The sequence below is a fragment of the Enterococcus dispar ATCC 51266 genome (assembly GCF_000406945.1).
GTDB classification, from domain to species: Bacteria; Bacillota; Bacilli; order Lactobacillales; family Enterococcaceae; genus Enterococcus_C; species Enterococcus_C dispar.
In genome coordinates this window covers 422728-442168 of record NZ_KE136354.1, presented here as the reverse complement: position 1 = coordinate 442168, position 19441 = coordinate 422728, and the positions used below count along the sequence as shown (strand labels likewise).

16 protein-coding genes are annotated in these 19441 nt (G+C 36.9%); 6 read left to right on the top strand and 10 right to left on the bottom strand.

The features are described from left to right. The 7 genes from RK01_RS02205 to dnaE all read right to left on the bottom strand — a co-directional run bounded on the left by RK01_RS02205 (window position 1) and on the right by dnaE (window position 9906). Window positions 1–687: a response regulator transcription factor gene (locus RK01_RS02205; RefSeq protein WP_016171674.1), complete on the bottom strand. Its 687-nt coding sequence runs from the start codon at window positions 685–687 to the stop codon at window positions 1–3. Between the two features lie 268 nt (window positions 688–955). Further along, the gene (gndA, locus tag RK01_RS02200) at window positions 956–2377 is read right to left on the bottom strand and encodes an NADP-dependent phosphogluconate dehydrogenase (RefSeq protein ID WP_016171673.1); all 1422 of its coding nucleotides are present in this window, start codon (window positions 2375–2377) and stop codon (window positions 956–958) included. A gap of 302 nt (window positions 2378–2679) precedes the next feature. After that, window positions 2680–2859, bottom strand: a complete 180-nt coding sequence (gene rpmF, locus RK01_RS02195) for a 50S ribosomal protein L32 (protein WP_016171672.1) — start codon at window positions 2857–2859, stop codon at window positions 2680–2682. Window positions 2860–2926: 67 nt separating this feature from the next. Next, window positions 2927–3481: a YceD family protein gene (locus RK01_RS02190; protein WP_016171671.1), complete on the bottom strand. Its 555-nt coding sequence runs from the start codon at window positions 3479–3481 to the stop codon at window positions 2927–2929. Window positions 3482–3622: 141 nt separating this feature from the next. Beyond that, window positions 3623–5407, bottom strand: a complete 1785-nt coding sequence (pyk, locus tag RK01_RS02185; RefSeq protein ID WP_016171670.1) for a pyruvate kinase — start codon at window positions 5405–5407, stop codon at window positions 3623–3625. 69 nt (window positions 5408–5476) lie between these two features. Next, entirely contained in the window at window positions 5477–6439 is a 963-nt protein-coding gene (gene pfkA, locus RK01_RS02180; RefSeq protein WP_016171669.1) for a 6-phosphofructokinase, read from the bottom strand. Window positions 6440–6597: 158 nt separating this feature from the next. Beyond that, window positions 6598–9906, bottom strand: coding sequence for a DNA polymerase III subunit alpha (gene dnaE / locus RK01_RS02175; protein ID WP_016171668.1), 3309 nt, complete (start codon window positions 9904–9906; stop codon window positions 6598–6600). A 97-nt stretch (window positions 9907–10003) separates the two neighbouring features. Here dnaE and RK01_RS02170 point away from each other — a divergent pair, with 97 nt between their 5' ends. Next, window positions 10004–10183, top strand: a complete 180-nt coding sequence (locus RK01_RS02170) for a YjzD family protein (RefSeq protein ID WP_016171667.1) — start codon at window positions 10004–10006, stop codon at window positions 10181–10183. 312 nt (window positions 10184–10495) lie between these two features. Here the strand turns inward: RK01_RS02170 and RK01_RS02165 are convergent, their stop codons facing one another. After that, window positions 10496–11692: a multidrug efflux MFS transporter gene (locus RK01_RS02165; RefSeq protein ID WP_016171666.1), complete on the bottom strand. Its 1197-nt coding sequence runs from the start codon at window positions 11690–11692 to the stop codon at window positions 10496–10498. A 394-nt stretch (window positions 11693–12086) separates the two neighbouring features. Then, window positions 12087–13526 (bottom strand): NCS2 family permease, encoded by a 1440-nt coding sequence (locus tag RK01_RS02160; RefSeq protein ID WP_016171665.1) that lies wholly within the window; start codon window positions 13524–13526, stop codon window positions 12087–12089. Window positions 13527–13798: 272 nt separating this feature from the next. Here RK01_RS02160 and RK01_RS02155 point away from each other — a divergent pair, with 272 nt between their 5' ends. The 5 genes from RK01_RS02155 (at window position 13799) to RK01_RS02135 (ending at window position 17367) form a co-directional block, all read left to right on the top strand. Continuing rightward, window positions 13799–14602, top strand: coding sequence for a Cof-type HAD-IIB family hydrolase (locus RK01_RS02155; RefSeq protein ID WP_034864589.1), 804 nt, complete (start codon window positions 13799–13801; stop codon window positions 14600–14602). A 133-nt stretch (window positions 14603–14735) separates the two neighbouring features. Beyond that, window positions 14736–14939, top strand: coding sequence for a PLD nuclease N-terminal domain-containing protein (locus tag RK01_RS02150; RefSeq protein WP_016171663.1), 204 nt, complete (start codon window positions 14736–14738; stop codon window positions 14937–14939). Beyond that, window positions 14940–15848 carry an ABC transporter ATP-binding protein gene (locus RK01_RS02145; protein WP_016171662.1) on the top strand — a complete coding sequence of 303 codons (909 nt, stop codon included), beginning with the start codon at window positions 14940–14942 and terminating at the stop codon, window positions 15846–15848. It begins immediately after the preceding gene. After that, entirely contained in the window at window positions 15845–16609 is a 765-nt protein-coding gene (locus tag RK01_RS02140) for an ABC transporter permease (protein WP_016171661.1), read from the top strand. Before RK01_RS02145 ends, RK01_RS02140 begins: the two co-directional genes overlap by 4 nt. Before the next feature lie 116 nt (window positions 16610–16725). After that, complete coding sequence (locus tag RK01_RS02135; protein WP_016171660.1) at window positions 16726–17367, top strand: NAD(P)H-hydrate epimerase; 642 nt, start codon at window positions 16726–16728, stop codon at window positions 17365–17367. Between the two features lie 51 nt (window positions 17368–17418). On the opposite strand, the gene asnB is transcribed toward RK01_RS02135, so the two are convergent. Next, window positions 17419–19314 carry an asparagine synthase (glutamine-hydrolyzing) gene (asnB, locus tag RK01_RS02130; RefSeq protein ID WP_016171659.1) on the bottom strand — a complete coding sequence of 632 codons (1896 nt, stop codon included), beginning with the start codon at window positions 19312–19314 and terminating at the stop codon, window positions 17419–17421. Between the last annotated feature and the right edge of the window lie 127 nt (window positions 19315–19441).

Sequence of the window (19441 nt, the reverse complement as noted above, 5' to 3'; positions counted from 1 at the left end):
TCACGAGCGCATCACATAACCAGTTCCGCGAACTGTTTGAATATAGCTCTCTTCGCCAGGAACATCAATTTTATTACGTAAGTACCGGATGTATACATCTACTACGTTTGTTTCAACTTCCGTTTCGTAACCCCAAACTTTGTTTAATAAAACATCGCGAGCCAAAACAACATTGACATTTTCCATTAAGGTTAATAAAAGTTCATATTCACGTTTCGTTAATTCAATAACTTCATTACCCCGACGTACGACACGATTTTCTTTTTCGATGACTAAATCACGATACGTAATAGTAGTTTGCTTTGCAACATTTTTATCGCCTTCAATATCAATCCGACGAAGTAAAGCGCGTAAACGTGCTAATAGTTCTTCAATCGCAAAAGGCTTCACGATATAATCATCTGCACCATGATCCAAGCCTGAGACGCGATCAATAACAGAGTCTCTTGCTGTCATCATAATGATAGGGGTATTTTTCACTTGACGCACACGACGACAAACTTCCAACCCGTTTAATTCCGGCAACATTAAGTCCAATAAGATGGCATCCCAATCGTTGTTTAATGCTGCATCTAACCCTGTACGCCCATTGTAATGAACTTCCGTATGATAACCTTCATGCGTTAATTCTAATTCTACAAAACGAGCTAAGTTTTTTTCATCTTCAATAATTAAAATATTACTCATTTGATCTTAGATCCCTTTTCTTTATAAATTTTTGTTCTAGAAAAAAATGGTTGTTTTTTTATTAAAATACTATAGTCATTTTACCATGAAACAATGAAAGAAAAAAGAGCTATCTGAAAATCTTATTAGTAGATTAATAAGTACAGAAACTCTTATTATTCACTGTATTGACAGCTTAAGAGAAAAAAAGAGCAGCAATGTTTCAAAAAACACAGCCACTCTTTCCCATAAATAAATTAGAATCAATCAAAATTCCATTGTTTTTTACTTATTCTTCATGATACCAACTGTAGTGATAAATTCCTTCTCTGTCAGTCCGTTCATATGTGTGAGCTCCAAAGTAATCCCGTTGTGCCTGAATCAGATTAGCAGGTAAACGTTCTGAACGATAAGAATCAAAGTAAGCAATTGCAGAAGAAAATGTTGGTACTGGAACCCCAGCTTGTACTGCCAAAGCTACTACTTCACGTACAGCTTGTTGATATTTCTTTGTGATTTCTAAGAAATAATCATCTAATAATAAGTTTTCTAAATCAGGTTTGCTGTCATAAGCATCTGTAATTTTTTGTAAGAACCGTGCTCGAATGATACAACCCGCGCGCCAAATTTTTGCAATTTCACCAAAAGGCAAATCCCAATCGTATTCTTTAGAAGCAGTACGCAATTGCGCAAATCCTTGTGCATAACTCATAATTTTACTGAAATATAATGCTTCCCGAATTTTTTCAATTAGTTCTTTTTTGTCGCCTTGGTAATTAAAAGTAGCTGGAGCAGGTAATACTTTACTTGCTGTGACACGTTCGGTTTTATATGCAGAGATATAACGTGCAAACACAGATTCCGTAATTAGTGGAAGTGGCACACCTAAATCCAATGCACTTTGACTTGTCCATTTACCGGTTCCTTTATTGCCAGCAGCATCTAAAATCACATCAACGATTGGTTTGCCAGTCCCCAAATCATCTTTGCGAGTCAAAATATCAGCAGTAATTTCAATTAGATAACTGTCAAGCTCTCCTTGATTCCACTCGTTAAAAATATCTGCCATTTCAGCGACAGAAAGACCTAGAACATTCTTCATTAAGTCGTAAGACTCTGCAATCAATTGCATATCACCATATTCAATTCCGTTATGAACCATCTTCACGTAATGTCCTGCACCATTTGGACCGATATAAGTAACACATGGCGCCCCATCTTCTGCTTTAGCAGAGATTTGTTCTAAAATGGGTGCGACTAAATCATAGGCTTCTTTTTGTCCCCCTGGCATGATTGAAGGACCTTTTAACGCGCCTTCTTCTCCACCAGATACTCCAGTACCGATGAAATTAATACCAGAATTAGCTAATTCTTCGTTACGGCGGATGGTATCTTTAAAGAAAGTATTCCCACCATCAATTAGAATATCCCCTTTGTCTAAATGAGGTAACAATTCTTTGATAGTAGCATCTGTCGCTGTACCAGCTTTAACCATTAGTAAGATCCGGCGTGGTTTTTCAATTGCAGCTACAAAATCTGCAATGGTATAAGTTGCTTTGAATTTTTTATCAGGATGTTCTTTTACTACTGCTTCTGTCTTCGCCGCTGTTCGGTTAAATAATGCTACTGAATAGCCACGACTTTCAATATTTAGGGCTAAATTTTTCCCCATGACGGCCATACCGACAACACCAATTTGCTGTTTTGTCATTTTGAGTTCCTCCTAGTAGCTTTAATCTTTTCTATTATAACGTAAAAACCCGGGCTTTCAAACTAAAGGAGGCTAGAAATTAACAACAGAAAAGAAACTTGTTTCTCCTACTGTTAGCACGTTGAATTTTCAACACGATTTTATCTCTCACCTTTAAATTGACAGCTTACTCTCAACTATTATTTCCAAAAACAGAATGCTTTATTTTCTAATTTTTAATACTTTTACAATACAAAAAATAAAAAACCCCAAAGCTCCATGGTTAGCTTTGGGGATTCACTCACTTTTCTGTAAAAAGAGAATTATGCTTCTTTAGTCGTTACGTCCTTGCCATCGTAGTAACCGCAGTTGGCACATACGTGGTGGCTTTTTCTTAATTCACCACAGTTTGGACATTCGTTCAAACCGTTAATAGTCAATTTGTAATGAGTACGACGTTTGTTTTTCTTAGCTTTAGATGTTTTACGAGCTGGTACTGCCATTTGTTACACCTCCTTGTTTATGAAAAGTAAGCTATAAATAGCTTACCATTTATTCCAATCTTCCTAATTACTCATCATCTGTTGTATCCAACAGTTCTGATAATTTAGCAAGACGAGGATCAATTTTGGGCGCGGCTGTTTCTTTTTGCTGCAGAAAATCTTCTTCTGAAATGACTTCCCAATCCTGCCCGGCAGGCATTTGATTGGATTCTGTCTCTTCTTTTGTCAAAATCTGCAATGGAATAGCCAATAAAATATTATCAGCCACTGATTCAGCTAAATCAATTGTCTGTCCTTCAATAAGTAAGACTTCTTCTTCTGAAATCAGTTCAGTCCGCATTTGCAACTGCTCAGGCGTCATAAAAACTTCGTCAACGACTAGATCCAGTGGCAATTCAACCGGTTCTAAACTTCTTGATGAAGGAAGCGTCAACGTCGTTTTCATCGTGTAATGAACAAGATAATCACTTTTTGATACGGTAATGAGCCCATCAACTTTAATGGGAGTGATATCTAGTATTTGATTGTCCCGTCTCATTAATTCCTTTTTCAAGTTCAATGTCTCAGAAAAAGTTAACGGCGTTTCATGGTATTTGTTTAATTCCAATAATGACCACTTCAATTTTTATCACCTCTAAGCAACAAAAGCTATTATACAGGGAGTATTTTAGCTTGTCAATGAAATTTTCTTGACACCTTTTCAAAAAATAAAACGAAGTAGCCTAGACTACTTCGTTCTAGTTGTTAAAAGGTTAACAGCACCTTAGATGGCTGTTGTTTCACCACGGTAAACAATACCACGACGAGGATCAACAGTTACTAATTCACCATCTTGAATTGTTGTTGTTGCATCAGTAGCACCAACGATTACAGGAATATCTTTTGCAATTCCTACAACAGCCGCGTGAGAAGTTAAACCACCTTCTTCAACGATAACAGCAGCTGCTTTTTCAAAAGCAGGCATGTAATCTTTATCAGTTGTTGGAACAACTAAGACCATTCCTTCTTTAGCACGAGAATTTGCTTCTTCTGCTGATTTTGCAACAACCGCGTTTGCTACAACAGTTTTTTCGCCAACGCCTTGAGCTTCTAATAATTTAGAGCCAATTAATTGAATTTTCATAACGTTTGTTGTACCACGTTCACCAACTGGCACACCAGCAGTGATTAAGATTAATTCGCCTTCTTTAGCGAATCCTAATTCAACAGCTTTTTTAGCAGCTAAATCAAACATTTCGTCAGTTGTTGTTGGTTTTTCAGCAACAGTTGGGAATACACCCCAGTTAAGCATCAAACCACGTTTTGTCCGTTCGTCAAAAGTAACGGCTAAAATGTCAGCATCTGGACGATATTTAGAAATCATTTTGGCTGTATAACCAGATTCAGTTGCAGCAACGATGGTTTTCACGCCTAAGTTTTTAGCAGCACGGGCTACAGATAAACCAATTGTTTCTGTTACATCCGTTTTATCAAATTCATTAATTTGGAATGAACCTAATTCAGATAAAGCTTTTTCTGCTTCAACATCAATACGGGCCATTGTAGCTACTGCTTGAACCGGATAATCACCATTAGCTGATTCACCAGATAGCATAGTTGCGTCAGTACCATCAAAAACAGCATTGGCAACGTCAGAAGCTTCGGCACGTGTTGGACGTGGATTTTGTTGCATAGATTCTAACATTTGGGTAGCAGTAATAACAGATTTGCCAGCTGCATTACATTTTTGGATAATACGTTTTTGCACCATCGGTACCAACTCAGGGGCAATTTCCACACCCATGTCACCACGAGCTACCATAATACCATCAGAAACTTTGATGATTTCATCGATATTATCAATACCTTCTTGTGATTCAATTTTAGGGAAGATTTGAACATGTGTCATGTTCTTTTCTTCTAAAATTTCACGAATTTCAAGAACGTCTTGTGCTTTACGAACAAATGAAGCCGCAATAAAGTCAATATCGTTATCTAAACCAAAACGAATATCGTCAGCATCTTTTTCAGTAATACCAGGAAGGCTGATTGAAACACCAGGAGCATTAACCCCTTTTCTTGAGCCTAACATACCAGCATTTTTGACTGTAACGATTAATTCGCGGTTTGTTTCGTCTTTTTCTGTGATTTCCATATCGATTAAGCCATCATCAAATAAAATGTGACCTCCAACGTGAACATCATCGAATAAACCAGGATAAGTTACAGCAATTTTTTCTTTTGTTCCTTTTAATTCTGGATCCATTGCAATTCGTGTTGTATCGCCAACGTTGAATTGGATATAACCAGCACGGCCAAAGTCTGCTTCAGTTGTATCTTGAACAGTAGTCCGGATTTCTGCCCCTTTTGTATCTAATAAAATAGCAACATCTTTACCAGTCTTTTTAACTGCTTCTCTTACCATATTCATCCGACCTAATTGTTCTTCATGGTCACCATGAGAAAAATTAAAACGGAAAACATTAGCTCCAGATTCGATTAATTGTGAAATGATTTCCACGCTATTACTTGCTGGTCCTAATGTACTAACGATTTTGGTTTTTTTCATTACTTAAACGCTCCTATTCCTTTATTTAAAACAGCGTCAGCTGCTCTATTATCTTTTAGTAGCTGTCAATTAGAATGATAACTGTTTGTTTAAGTCATATAGACTTAAGTCAGGTTTGTGTTTGTTGTGTTCAAGTGTATCAATAATATCTGCAGCAACGACCTTATTGTCTTCAATACCGATACATAAACCACCTTTGCCTTGTTCAAGCAATTCAACTGCATAAGCACCAAATTTACTTGCCAAGACGCGGTCACGTGCACTTGGAGAACCCCCACGAACAACGTGCCCTAAAATGGAAACACGAGTATGGAAATCGCCATATTCAGAAAGTTTATCAGCAAATTCATTACCGCCCATAACGCCTTCTGCTAAAACGATTAAACAATGTTTTTTGCCACGATCGCGGCCATCTTGAATCCGTTTTGCAACAGTAGCCATATCAAATTCGTGTTCTGGGATGATAATTTCATCAGCACCACCAGCTACACCAGACCACAATGCAATATCACCAGCGCCACGTCCCATTACTTCAATTACAAAAGTACGTACATGAGAAGTCGCTGTATCACGAATGCGGTCAATTGATTCTAAGACTGTATTGATCGCTGTATCAAAACCAATTGTAAAATCAGTACCTGGAATATCATTATCAATTGTACCAGGAATACCAACAGCTGGGAAACCGTGACGTGTTAACGCCATTGCCCCATGATAAGAGCCATCTCCACCGATAACCACTAAGCCTTCGATGCCGAATTTTTTCAATTGTTCAATACCTTTTAATTGTCCTTCTTTAGTAGCAAATTCTGGGTAGCGGGCGGAATAAAGAAAAGTTCCACCACGTTGGATTTTATCTCCAACATCTGCAACGTCTAAACGGCGAATATCACCAGCTACTAAACCGGCATATCCATAATTGATTCCGTATACTTCGATACCATCGAAGATTGCTTTACGGACCACCGCACGGACAGCTGCGTTCATACCAGGGGCGTCGCCGCCACTAGTTAAGATTCCGATGCGTTTCATCTACATTTTCACCTCATTAAAATATTTTTAGGTTACCCTAAATAATACCATTTTGGCATTAACCACGTTGTACATTTTACCATTAAAAGATGGAAATGTCTTGAGATACGAGCAGAAAATTGAAAAAATTGAAAACGAAAAGTAAATTTTACTGAAAGTCATTTGAAAATTACGTTATTTTCACCAAAAATATTTTTTAACTTTTGCCTTACATCAGGGTTATCTGCAATTTGATATTTTTCTGCCAGTATTTTTTTAGTCCCCGTACTTTCATAAAAAAGAATTATTTTACTTGTGCCAGGGGCTAGTTTAATAAGTGAATACAATTCTATCAGCAGCTTGTCTGTATCAACTATACCAGTTAGCCGAATATAACAAGTAGGTACCATTTTTATGTCTTTCATTTTCTCTGCTAAGACAATCTGATCTACAATTATCTGCAACTCTTGATTGTATGTGCTGATTTCTGTTTTTCCTTCCACATAAATAACATCATCTACTGAAAATGTCTGTCTTACGTGGCGATATACGTTAGGAAAAATCGTCAAGGACACTTCTCCTGTTGGATCATTGGCATCAACAAAAGCCATCTGTTCGCCTTTTTTAGTTCGAATTTCACGAATTCCGCGGACATATAAAAGAAGATGGACGTTTTGTTTTGGCAATAATTCACTAATCATTTGGACGTGCCGTTCACTTTTTAACGTGGGGTAACTTTCTGTGGGGTGTCCAGAAACATAAACACCTAGATATTGTTCTTCAAGATTCAACCGTTCTGTCAAAGTATAGTCATTAACTTCACTTGTCTTTAGCGCCATAATATCTAATAAATCCATACTACCACCGCTATACTCAATGTTTTGGATTTTGCTATCTAGCCCGGTTACCAATTGGCGGCGATTTTTTTCCACTTCATCAAAAGCACCAATCTCAACTAAAGGTTGAATCAAATCGAGTTTTAACCATTTTGCTGGCAAACGATACAAAAAATTGTCCAGCGAACGAAAGGGACCATTTTCTTTGCGTTCAGTAATAATTGCTGCAATAAAATCACGGCGCGTTCCTTTAATGCTACTCAATCCAAACCGAATCTCATAATTGTTAACTAAATAAAAGCTAAAACCACTCGCATTAACAGACGGTGGTAATATTTTGATTCCTTGCTTTTTCGCTTCGGTTAGATATTCTTTCACTTTTGCCGTGTTATTTCGCACTGAATGGAGTAACGCTGCAAAAAAAGGCGCGGAGTAATGTACTTTCAAATACCCCATTTGAAAACCAACAAAAGAATACGCAAAAGCGTGGGAACGGTTGAAACCATAATCGGCAAATCGTTCAATGTAATCGTAAACTTCATCGGCTTTTGCTTCACTATGTCCCATTTTAACGGCTCCACTTACAAAGTGCCGACGTTCTTCATCTAATATATCTTTTTTCTTTTTGCTGATAGCCCGTCGCAAAATATCCGCTTGTCCTAAAGTAAAGCCGGCCATTTGCGCTGCAACTTGCATAACTTGCTCCTGATAAACCATAATGCCATACGTATTTTTCAAAATCGGCACTAAACTGTCATCTAAATAAGTTACTTTTTCTTGTCCTTTTTTTCGTTTGATAAAGTGATCAATATTTTGCATTGGACCTGGTCGATATAGCGCGTTAACCGCAGCAATCTCTTCAATATTCTCTGGGCCTAAACGCCGTAAAACATTTTTGATCCCCGCTGATTCAAATTGAAAAACGCCAGCTGTATTGCCCGCTTGAAAAAGACGCAGAGTAGGTTCATCTGTTAAAGGAATATCTTTTTGAGAGAGTTCATTGCCGGTAACTTTTTTAATACCTTTTAACGTATCATCAATAATAGAAAGATTACGCAAACCTAAAAAATCCATTTTTAACAATCCAACAGCTTCCACATCGTTCATCGTAAATTGTGTTAACAAAATATCATTTGCTCCGGCTTGTAAAGGAATTAATTGCATTAAATTTTGATCACTGATTACTACTCCAGCTGCGTGAGTCGATACATGTCGCGGTAACCCTTCTAATATTAGAGCCACCGAAAAAAGTTGGCGATTACGTTCATTAAGCGCCACCAAGTCTCTTAAGCTAGCAGATTCTTCATAAGCTTTTTTTAATGTGATTTTCAATGTACTGGGAACGGCTTTACTCCACCGATTAGCCTCACTTTGTGATAATCCAAAAACACGGGCAACGTCACGTAATACCATTTTGGCGGCCATCGTGCCAAATGTGGCAATTTGCGCCACTTGATAAGTACCATACTTTTCTTTTACATAGTGCAACACTTCATCACGACGATTATCCGGAATATCTAGATCAATATCTGGCATCGTATAGCGCTCCGGATTTAAAAAACGCTCAAAAAGCAAATCATAAGCAATGGGATCCACGTCAGTAATCGCTAAAACAAAGGCAACAAGCGAACCTGCAGCTGACCCTCTTCCCGCGCCGGTAACAATCTTATTCCGGTGTGCAAAGTCCATAACATCCCAAACGATTAGAAAATAATCATCAAAACCCATTTGATGAATAATTCCTAATTCATAGTCCAGTCGTTGGATATAAGTTGCTGTGACCTCTTTTACGCGTTGTTTTAACTGAGTATGACACAAATCGCGTAAAAATGTTGAGGCCTCCAGATTATTGGGAACTGGATAATGAGGTAATAACTTTTGATGCAATGGCATTTCAAATTGTGTACACTCAGTTGCCACTGCTATAGCGTTTTCCAGCGCTTTTTTTTGATTTTCTTGAAAGTAGTGGGTAATTTGATCAGCTGGCAACAAATATTCACCGCTGCCCTGTTCCAATTCAGCTAAATTCTCCATTTGGGTTCCATTTTTTAAATGATCCATTACTGCAATAGCAGTCTTTTCACCCGGATCAATAGTATTTACCTCGTTAATAGCAAAAGGCTCAACGTTTTGATCTTGATAAAACGTGGCTTCTGCTTGGCTTAATTGTAAACGTGGCGTAACACCATAAAAAAGTTGTTCTTTAGAAAAAATTGATTGCAAAAAATGTAATCGTTCTGTAGCTTTATCTAAATCTCTTTCTAAATAATAATTAATTTCATTGCGCGGTGGTAAAACAGCATATAAATTGGCTAATGAATCAAAATCAGACAAATTAACTTGTCCGTTTATTTCTTTTTGGCTACTCAAAGCTATCAATTGATGATAACCGGTGATATTTTTAGCAAATAGCAAAATTTCGTTTTCCTCCGCTTGGATTGAAGAATGATAATCCAAATGAAGCCCAATCACCGCTTGCAGACCAGCATCCTGACAAGCCGTATAAAAAGAAACCGCGCCGACTAATACATTACGGTCACACAAGCCTAAAGTATGGTATCCTCTTTTTTTTGCTACTTGTACAAGTCGTGAAATGTCAACCGTACTTTGTAACAACGAATAAGCGGTCACGGTGTAAAGTTGTGGCAACACTGCATGTCCTCCTTTTTGAAAAAACTTGAAAACTTTACATTCAAGAAAAATATGGTAAACTGTAGACGAGAAACGAGCAAGAGAAGAGGTGTCTGCTATGAAATATTTAGTTACCTTGTTTTGGACGTATATCTTAGGTCAAGTTGTAGTTTACCTAGGCAGTGCTTTAAACAGCGGCACTTATGACTTTAAAGCCGCTTCAATTATTTCCCTAATCGTCGGGGTTGTTGTTATTCTAATTGCCGAAGTGGCTACGCCCAAAAAGAAACATGCCTAACCTAGCAGTTTTTGCGCATTGCACAGACTGGCTCAAAAAGATTGCCTCTATGATTATGGATGCAGTCTTTTTTTGTGCCTTCTCAAAATAGGAAAAGTGAAACGAAGCTTCCCAACGTTCAAGCAATAAGACGAAATTTTTAATAAATTGCTCTTCAAATATCTTAAAATTTCAGCCTGTTGTCATGGATAGTTCTCAGATAGTCAAGTCCTAATAACCTTGGTATACCCGCCCATTCCTTGTGAAAATCATATAATCTCTTTTCCTATAAAAAACCCGTTACAAGTCATTGTAACGGGTTTTTCCAAAAGACTAAAGTCTTTCGTGTAAAACTTTGCGAAAATTAAACGTCGATAAACAGATGTTAAGGAAGACAAAACCACTTGTCACCCAAAATACTGCCCGATAGCCCATACCGTGAGCGACAGTGGAACCTACCATTGGTCCAAGGACTTGCCCAAAATTCGTAAACATCTGATTATAGCTATAAATTCGGCTTACTCCTTCTGGCGGCGTTATTTTAGAAATCAACGTATTAATTGATGGCATCAAAGCCCCCGTAGAAAAACCAAGAATAAAACGCAAGGCGCCTAGTTGAAAAGGAGTTTTCACAAATCCCATTGGAATAAAGCAAATAAAAGATAAGATTAGACCAAAAAGCAATATTTTTTGATTTCCAATTTTATCACCCAATTTGCCTAATGTTGGCGAAGAAATAATTGCAGAAACGCCCGCGATGGAAACAATTAGCCCACTGACAAATAAAATATTTTCACTATTGCCACTCAGTTGCCGAATGTACAAAGTTAAAATTGGACTGATACTCGTAACACCTACTTGTAAAATCAATGAAGTGATAAATAGCCCGATTAAAACCTGCACATTTGAAATCCGGCTAAATATTTCTTTGACAGATAAGAGATCCGTTTTTTGGATAGGTACAAAGTCTTCTTTTACAAAGAAAATAGTTAAAATAGTTGTAATAGCTAAAACAATTCCCGTAATAATAAAAACATTTTCCATTCCAAATGCCTGGGCTAAAGCGCCCCCCATTGATGGCCCAATTAAGTTACCAGCCACGGCACCTGTTGCTAGCGTTCCAAGAGCCCAGCCACTTTTTTCTCGAGGTGCTTGGGAAGCAATTAATGCTGTTGCATTCGGAATGTAACCAGATAAAATCCCCGTCATAAAACGCATAATCAACAGCCAATAAACATTTGGGACAAAAGCTAGCGAGCCCATTGTAAATGTCATACCCACTGCTGCGCGGATCATCATCAAACGGCGTCCTTTTCGATCGGCCAAATCTCCCCAAATTGGGGCCACGATAGCAGAAGCAAATGCCGTCACTGAAATGGCCAATCCTGCAAAAAGTTCTACTTGATTTTTTGGTGCGCCCAGTTGTTCGATGTAAAGTGGAATAAACGGCATTACCAAACTAAAACTCGCACCAGTAAAAAAGCAACCAATCCATGATATAAATAAATTTCGTTTCCAGTCCAGTTTCATAGTCAACCCTCTTTCAATACTACTATAGCGTATTTTTTTAAAGAGGTGAATTGGAAAGCTAATGTAATTTTCAAAAAATAATATTTTTCTTTCCATTGCAGGATAAATTTCCACTTACAAAAAGGCTTTATCCAACTGCTTAAAAGTGCCTAAAAATTTGCAGATAACTACGTTTATTAAAATCACAGCGGACTAATTTAAATAAAGCCGGATTTATTACCCGCAAAACCGCGGCAATTCAAATTTTCCCCCTGACAAAATAAGAAAAGCGGCATGAACTCATTTGGCTTTCATGCAATAACCTTACTATATCCGTTTTATTTCTTGTAAAAATCATATCATCCCTTTTAGCTGCAAAAAAGCCTCCGTTTCAAACGAAGGCTTCGCGAGTATTTTAAGCAATCACAGCTAAAATAACAAAGTTTAAAATAAATAGAATATCTACCACCCAAAGAATTGGTGAAATTTCATTAAATTTCCCTTTAATGGCTTTCACAATCGTATAGAAGATAAATCCAGCAGCAATTCCGTATGAAATGCTATAGCAAAAGCCCATAAAAATTGCCGCAAAGAAAGCTGGAACTGCTTCTTCTAAATCTGTCCATTCAATATCTTTGAAGGAGGCCATCATCATGACTCCCACCAAAATCAGCGCTGGTGCTGTAGCTTGAGCTGGCACAATGGAAATTAGTGGTGAAAAGAAACTACTAATTGCAAATAAACCAGCAACTACCACTGAAGTTAATCCTGTCCGTCCACCGGCACCAATACCTGCGGCAGACTCGACATAAGTCGTTGTGTTAGAGGTACCAAAAATAGCACCAATGGAAGTGGCAATCGCATCTGCAAACAGTGCTTTGTCCATTTTTGTATTAAAACCACGACTATCTTCTAACGCTTCTTCATCTTCTTTAGAGAAAATCCCAGTTCTACGTCCTGTCCCAATAAATGTCCCAATGGTATCAAAAGTATCTGATAAGCTAAACGCAATAATTGTCATTAAGACTTGGGGAATTTTGCTCGTGTCACTAAATAGTGACTGCATCCCTTCAGCGCCAAAAGCTGCACCAAAAGTTGTCTTTAACTCATTAATTGAACTTCCTAACGAATTCGCTTGCCAGTCAATTGCCCCAAGGTCGACCACACCCATGAAAATACCTAAAATTGTCGTAACCACAATTCCAATGAGAATGGCACCACGAACATTGCGAACAACTAAAATAGTGGTTAAAACTAGACCGATCACAGCTAATAAAACAGGTGCATTATTGAAATTCGCTAAAGCAGGCACGATTCCGCCATTCATTGTGACGTTGACTGCCTTATCTCCGTCAACTACACTGCTTGTAATTGCAGCTGAGTCTGCACTAAAACTTAATAAATTTGCATTCTTCAAACCAACGTATGCGACGAAAATCCCAATTCCGCCTCCAATTGCATGTTGCATGCTTTCTGGAATAGCGTGAATAATCATTTTACGGATTTTAGTAATGGTAATAAAGATATTAATTAGACCACAAATGAAAACCATTGCTAGTGCCTGTTGCCAAGTATACCCTAACCCAAAAACGACTGTAAAAGTGAAAAAGGCATTCAGCCCCATTCCCGGTGCCTGTGCATAAGGCACATTAGCAAAAAGCCCCATTACTAAAGTCCCAATAACTGAAGCAATAATAGTTGCTAAAAATACTGCCTGAAATGGCATCCCTGAAGCCGATAAAATCGTCGGATTCACAAATAAAATATAGCTCATCGCAAAGAAGGTGGTTAAACCTGCGACAAATTCTGTCGAAACATTTGTATTACTTTCTTTTAATTTGAAAAACTTTTCCATTAATTATTCACTCCTATAAAAGAATAAGGACATATTTCGGATTTATCATCCAACAAAGACTGATTATAATTTCAATCCCACAACAAAACAACATTTTTATTTGCAATATCGAGAATTTACCTTTAAAACGTTCGTGTTTTGCCGATAAAACGAATACATTACTTCGATAAATTTTTTTAAAGGTATCTTTCTTTTAAACCAGCCAACTTGTGAAAAAGTCAAAATATGTTAAACTAAAACAGCGTATCTTTTATACGAGGGGAGAAATGAATATGAATAAAAAACTAATTGCCATTGATTTGGATGGCACTACTTTAAACGCTCAATCTCAAATCAGCCCTAAAACTGAAGCCATTTTAAAGAAAGCAGTTGCTAGTGGGCATATTGTCAGTATCGCTACTGGTCGCCCATTTCGCATTAGTGAAAAATTTTATCACCAATTGGCTTTAAATACTCCAATGGTCAATTTTAATGGCGCTTTAGTCCACGTTCCTTATACTCAATGGGCTGCAGAATCAGAGACACTTTTTAGCCGTGATATTGTTTTTGAAATTTTGAAACAAAAAAATGATTTGCAGTTGGATTTTGTTGCTGCAGAAAATCGTGATACTTTTTATGTTGATCGTTTGGATTTTGGTAGTGAGTATCTCTTTGATAATCAAAAACCAACAAACGACAACCTACTACAAAATTTGAAATCAAATCCTACTTCGATGCTGATTCAAACTAAAACAGAGTTAGCACAAACTGTTTCTGATACTTTAAAAGCACAATTTTCTGATTACATTGACGTTAGAACTTGGGGTGGCCCTAATGCAATTTTGGAGATTGTTGCAAAAGGCATTCAAAAGGCGCGCGGTGTTGAAATTATTGCCGATTCTATGGCAATTGATCGCAACGATATTATTGCTTTTGGTGATGAACACAATGACCTTGAAATGTTAGATTATGCCGGTTGGGGTGTGGCAATGAAAAATGCCAGTCCTGAAGCGAAAGCTATTAGTAACGATATCACTTCAAAAACAAATGATGAAGATGGATTAGCCGATTATTTAGAAAAATATTTGGCTATCTAAATCAAATTTTAAAAGCCTTGAAACTCTCTTATTGAGAGCTTCAAGGCTTTTTTTGTATTTTTGTATACTTTGTATTATAATTATTAATACAAATAAGTTTTAACATTTAACTACACGATAGGGAGTGATCGCTATGCAAGTAGACATCCAAGAATATATTCCAGTCTTAATACCTCTCATTATTTTACAAATCGGACTTGCACTTTATGCCATCGTCGATGTATTCAAACATCCCCATTATAAATTTGGTAATCGTACGCTTTGGCTTATCGTCTGTGCCTTTATTTCTTTTTTAGGTCCGATTCTTTATTTTGCTTTTGGTAAAGGAGAAGATTAAATGGAACCTATGATTAACATTAAGGATCTAAAAAAACAATTTGGCGACCACCTTATTTTAGATAATTTAACTTTAAATATTCCCAAGGGAAGTATCTATGGCTTTGTGGGAGAAAACGGCGCAGGCAAAACCACCACGATGAAGATTATTTTAGGACTCTTAGCCGCTGATAGCGGTATGGTTACTATTGCTGGTCAGACAGTAAAGTATGGGGACAGTAAATCTAATCAAAATATTGGTTATTTACCTGACGTTCCAGCTTTTTATAATTATCTGTCTGCTAAAGAATACTTGAGTTTGTGTGGAAAGATTAGCGGTCTGTCAAAAAACGTATTAGCTACCAAAATCCCTTCATTATTAACAAAAGTTGGCTTAAAAAACTCTTCACAAAAAATAAGTGGTTTTTCTCGCGGAATGAAACAACGCTTAGGCTTAGCACAGGCACTTTTAAACGCCCCCCATTTACTGATTTGTGATGAACCTACTTCCGCATTAGATCCTATTGGACGCAAAGAAGTATTAACCATCTTAGCAAATTTGAAAAATGAAACAACCGTTTTATTTTCTACTCATATTTTGCATGATGTGGAAGCTATCTGTGATCATGTTGCCATTTTACATGAAGGAAAAATTCAGTTAGAAGGATCATTAGATCAAATTAAAGCTGCCCAAAATAATCACTATGAATTGCAATTTGCAAATGAAGCGGATAAATCTCATTTTCTGGAACATACTCCCTTACATTGGCAAAAAGAAGAGAATCAAACGCTGCTTCTTCCTATTTTAAACCATGAAGATTTTGGTTTAGAAATTATCGAAACTCTTGCAAGGCTAAAAATTGTACCTTGTAAACTAAAACTAGTCGAACCAACGTTAGAAGATATCTTTTTGAAGGTGGTGGCAAAATGAAACAAGTAAAGCTTTTTTTCACAAAAGAATTATTCGCTAATTGGCGGACTAAAAAAATCCCAATCCTATTGATTATCGCAGTAGCAGTTGGAATCTTATCTCCTTTTTTAGCGAAAATTATGCCAGATATTATGGCTTCTTTATTGCCAGCTGAATTATCTGTTTCTTTACCAGTACCAACTTCAATGGATAGTTGGACACAATATTATAAAAATTTACCACAATTTGTTTTATTGGCCATCGCTTTATTAGCAGTTGGCACTATTAGCAATGAAGTAGAGCAAGGTACGGTTCTGCCTTTTATCACAAAAGGACTCTCTCGCAACGCTTTTGTCACTAGTAAAGCACTCTATTTATTTTTTATTTGGTCGGTGACTCTATTAAGTTCCTTTTTAATTAATATTGGTTATACTTCCTATTATTTCAATGATGATAAAAGTACTCATTTATTACTCCCACTTTTTGCTTTTTGGCTCTATGGGATAATTTTTTTGGCTGCCACGATTTTTTCATCATCACTAGCTAAAAGTACCGGACAAAGTCTTTTAATCCTGGCTATTTTTTATTTAATCAGTACTCTTAGTGGTATATTAAAAAAAATAGATTATTATAATCCTTTTATTTTAGGCAGCAATTCGCTGAATTGGTTGACGGGTAAAACAGAATTTCATCACTATTGGCCAGCGGTCTGGATCGCAGTTTTTCTTATCACATTATTATTGACCATGAGTCTTTTGATTTTCCGTAAACGTCCTCTCTAGATTTTTGGAAAAAAAACTAGATTTTCGCTACAATAGGTATGAGACAATACAAAAACGTAATGCCTTTTCATAACAAATTCATTAGTGGATCTAAAAAGAAATCAGGAGGAATTGACATGACGCGATTAGTAAATGTTCAACAAATGAAAGCTTGTGATCAATATACAATTAAAACAATCGGTATCCCTAGCCTAGTTTTAATGGAAAGAGCGGCACTGACAATTTTTACTGAACTGATGGACAAAAAAAGCTACGATCTTTCGCAAGTTTTAATCGTCTGCGGGAGCGGCAATAATGGTGGGGATGGTTTAGCAATTGCACGACTGCTTCATTTAGCCGGTAAGAACGTCACCGTTTATTTTGCAGGAAGTTCAGAGCATCGAACAGATGAGTGTCAAAAACAATATGCTATTTGTCAATATTATCAAATTCCTATTTTGCATCATTTAGAAACGTTTTTAGGATTCACTTTAATTATCGATGGTTTTTTAGGAATTGGTGTTAAAGGAGAGCTAAACGAAGCAGCCCAAAATGTTATTCGCCAAATAAATCACAGTACACTGCCTATCTTGGCTGTCGACGTTCCTTCTGGTATTGATGCTTCAACGGGGGCTTCATTAGGAGAGTTTGTTCGTGCAGACACTACGGTCACTTTTCAATTTAAAAAGACAGGCTTCACCATTTCACCTGGACTTGAAGCCTGTGGCAACTTGCTGGTGGTCGACGTGGGCATTAGTGATGATGCATTAAAAGTATAAAAAACCAAACGCTTAACTGGTAAACATAACAGTGAGCGTTTGGTTTTTTTATTATAATGTTTCGTAAGTGATTGCTTCTGCTTTTGGTATTTCTTCATCGATAAAGTAAACTTTGTACCAAGTCAAGAAAGTAAAGATTGTCCAAATTTTACGTTGAACTTCTGCTTTGCCTTCATGGTGATCGTTTAATAATTGCATGATTTTATCTTGATCAAAGAATTGTTTCGCAAAGTCTGCAGTAAATAAAGCTTTCACTTCTTCATAACCGTGATCTTCTTTTAACCAGGCTTTAATTGGTACAGGGAAACCTAGTTTTTCACGATTCGCCCATTCTTCTGGTAAATGGCGATTTGCTGCCTGACGGAAAACATCTTTGGTATTATTTTGATTCATCACATATTTTGCTGGAATTCGTTGCGCTAATTTCATCACTTCAATATCCAGTAATGGTACCCGTAATTCAAGAGAGCTTGCCATAGAAAGCTTATCAGCTTTTAGCAAAATATCTTTTGGCATCCATTGATGCACATCCACATACTGCATTTTGTTAACTTCACTTTCAATTCCTTCTGTTTGATCAAAATGAGGATTCATAATTTCTTTAACAGAAGGTGCATTTTGAAATTCAGGTTTTAAGTAACTTGCTGCTTCCTGTTCTTCAAAAACTTTCGCATGACCAATAAAGAAGTCGCGGGCAGGAGCAGTTGCTTCATATAAATGAATACGCCCATGGAAATTCTTCATATGACCAAATTTACGACCAATGGAATAACGCATACCTTTGGGCAATTTTTTCAATCCTTGCGCAAAAACGCGCACCATCTTTGAATTTGTATGGAAACCATATGTTTGGTAACCGGCAAATAATTCATCAGCTCCTTCGCCAGATTGCACTACACGTACAGATTGCGAAGCCAAATTAGCTAAAAAGTAAAGCGGTACACAAGAAGGATTAGAATCAGGTTCATCCAAATGGTATTGAATAAGTGGAAAAGCCTTAAATGACATATCCCCATCAATTACTGCAGCTGTATTATTCAAATCCAACATTTTTGTTAATTTGCGTGCTTCAATTGCTTCATTATATGTTTTATCATCAAACCCTATTGAAAAGGAATGATCTGGACGCAAGACAGAAGTTACATAACTAGAATCAACGCCGCTGGATAAAAAGGCACCTACTTCTACATCAGCGATTCGGTGAGCAGCAATCGAGGCTTCGACACTCTTATCAATTTCTTCTACCCATTCTTCACGGGAATGATCATCTTTTTTAGTAAAGTCAGCATCCCAATATTCTTTAATAGTAAGCTTGCCATCTTTATAGGTATAATAATGACCTTCTGGTAAACGATAAACATTTTTAAAGAATGTCTCACCATTTAAAGGAGAATATTGAAAAGTCATATAAGGTTTTAAAGCTGCAGTATTTAGTTCTTTATTGAAATCTGGATGTGGCAAGAAGCTCTTGATTTCTGAACCAAACATGAATGTGCCATTCATTTCAGCATAATAGTAAGGTTTAATCCCAAAATGATCGCGGGCACCAAATAATTCTTGTTTTTCAATATCCCAAATGGCAAAGGCAAACATCCCCCGCACTTTTTGTAAAAGTTCAGCACCCCATTCTTCATAACCATGCAATAATACTTCTGTATCAGCATGAGTAGAAAAAACGTGGCCGGCCGCAATTAGTTGTTCTCTTAATGGTTGGAAATTGTAAATTTCGCCATTAAAGATAATAACTTTACTACGATCTTCATTATAAATAGGCTGTGAACCGCCTTCTAAGTCAATAATTGACAGACGACGAAAGCCTAATGCTACATTTTTATCTGTATATTTCCCTGAACTGTTAGGACCACGGTGGACGATACGATCCATCATATCTTCAATAATTTCTTGTTTTTGATCCTTGCTGTTCACAAAACCGACAATGCCACACATATTTTCACGTCCTATTATTAAAATTTCATTTTTCCAAACCAAGACTTATCATAACATAAAATTAAAAATCCTACGACTGAATTTGCCAATTGGGTTTTGGTGCAAAAATGTTTTTTACTTTCTCTTA

Excerpts from the sequence above, each read along its gene's own strand:
- RK01_RS02205 (WP_016171674.1), bottom strand. The coding sequence starts at position 687 with ATGAGTAATATTTTAATTATTGAAGATGAAAAAAACTTAGCTCGTTTT.
- gndA (WP_016171673.1), bottom strand. The coding sequence starts at position 2,377 with ATGACAAAACAGCAAATTGGTGTTGTCGGTATGGCCGTCATGGGGAAA.
- rpmF (WP_016171672.1), bottom strand. The coding sequence starts at position 2,859 with ATGGCAGTACCAGCTCGTAAAACATCTAAAGCTAAGAAAAACAAACGT.
- pyk (WP_016171670.1), bottom strand. The coding sequence starts at position 5,407 with ATGAAAAAAACCAAAATCGTTAGTACATTAGGACCAGCAAGTAATAGC.
- pfkA (WP_016171669.1), bottom strand. The coding sequence starts at position 6,439 with ATGAAACGCATCGGAATCTTAACTAGTGGCGGCGACGCCCCTGGTATG.
- RK01_RS02170 (WP_016171667.1), top strand. The coding sequence starts at position 10,004 with ATGAAATATTTAGTTACCTTGTTTTGGACGTATATCTTAGGTCAAGTT.
- RK01_RS02165 (WP_016171666.1), bottom strand. The coding sequence starts at position 11,692 with ATGAAACTGGACTGGAAACGAAATTTATTTATATCATGGATTGGTTGC.
- RK01_RS02160 (WP_016171665.1), bottom strand. The coding sequence starts at position 13,526 with ATGGAAAAGTTTTTCAAATTAAAAGAAAGTAATACAAATGTTTCGACA.
- RK01_RS02155 (WP_034864589.1), top strand. The coding sequence starts at position 13,799 with ATGAATAAAAAACTAATTGCCATTGATTTGGATGGCACTACTTTAAAC.
- RK01_RS02150 (WP_016171663.1), top strand. The coding sequence starts at position 14,736 with ATGCAAGTAGACATCCAAGAATATATTCCAGTCTTAATACCTCTCATT.
- RK01_RS02145 (WP_016171662.1), top strand. The coding sequence starts at position 14,940 with ATGGAACCTATGATTAACATTAAGGATCTAAAAAAACAATTTGGCGAC.
- RK01_RS02140 (WP_016171661.1), top strand. The coding sequence starts at position 15,845 with ATGAAACAAGTAAAGCTTTTTTTCACAAAAGAATTATTCGCTAATTGG.
- RK01_RS02135 (WP_016171660.1), top strand. The coding sequence starts at position 16,726 with ATGACGCGATTAGTAAATGTTCAACAAATGAAAGCTTGTGATCAATAT.
- asnB (WP_016171659.1), bottom strand. The coding sequence starts at position 19,314 with ATGTGTGGCATTGTCGGTTTTGTGAACAGCAAGGATCAAAAACAAGAA.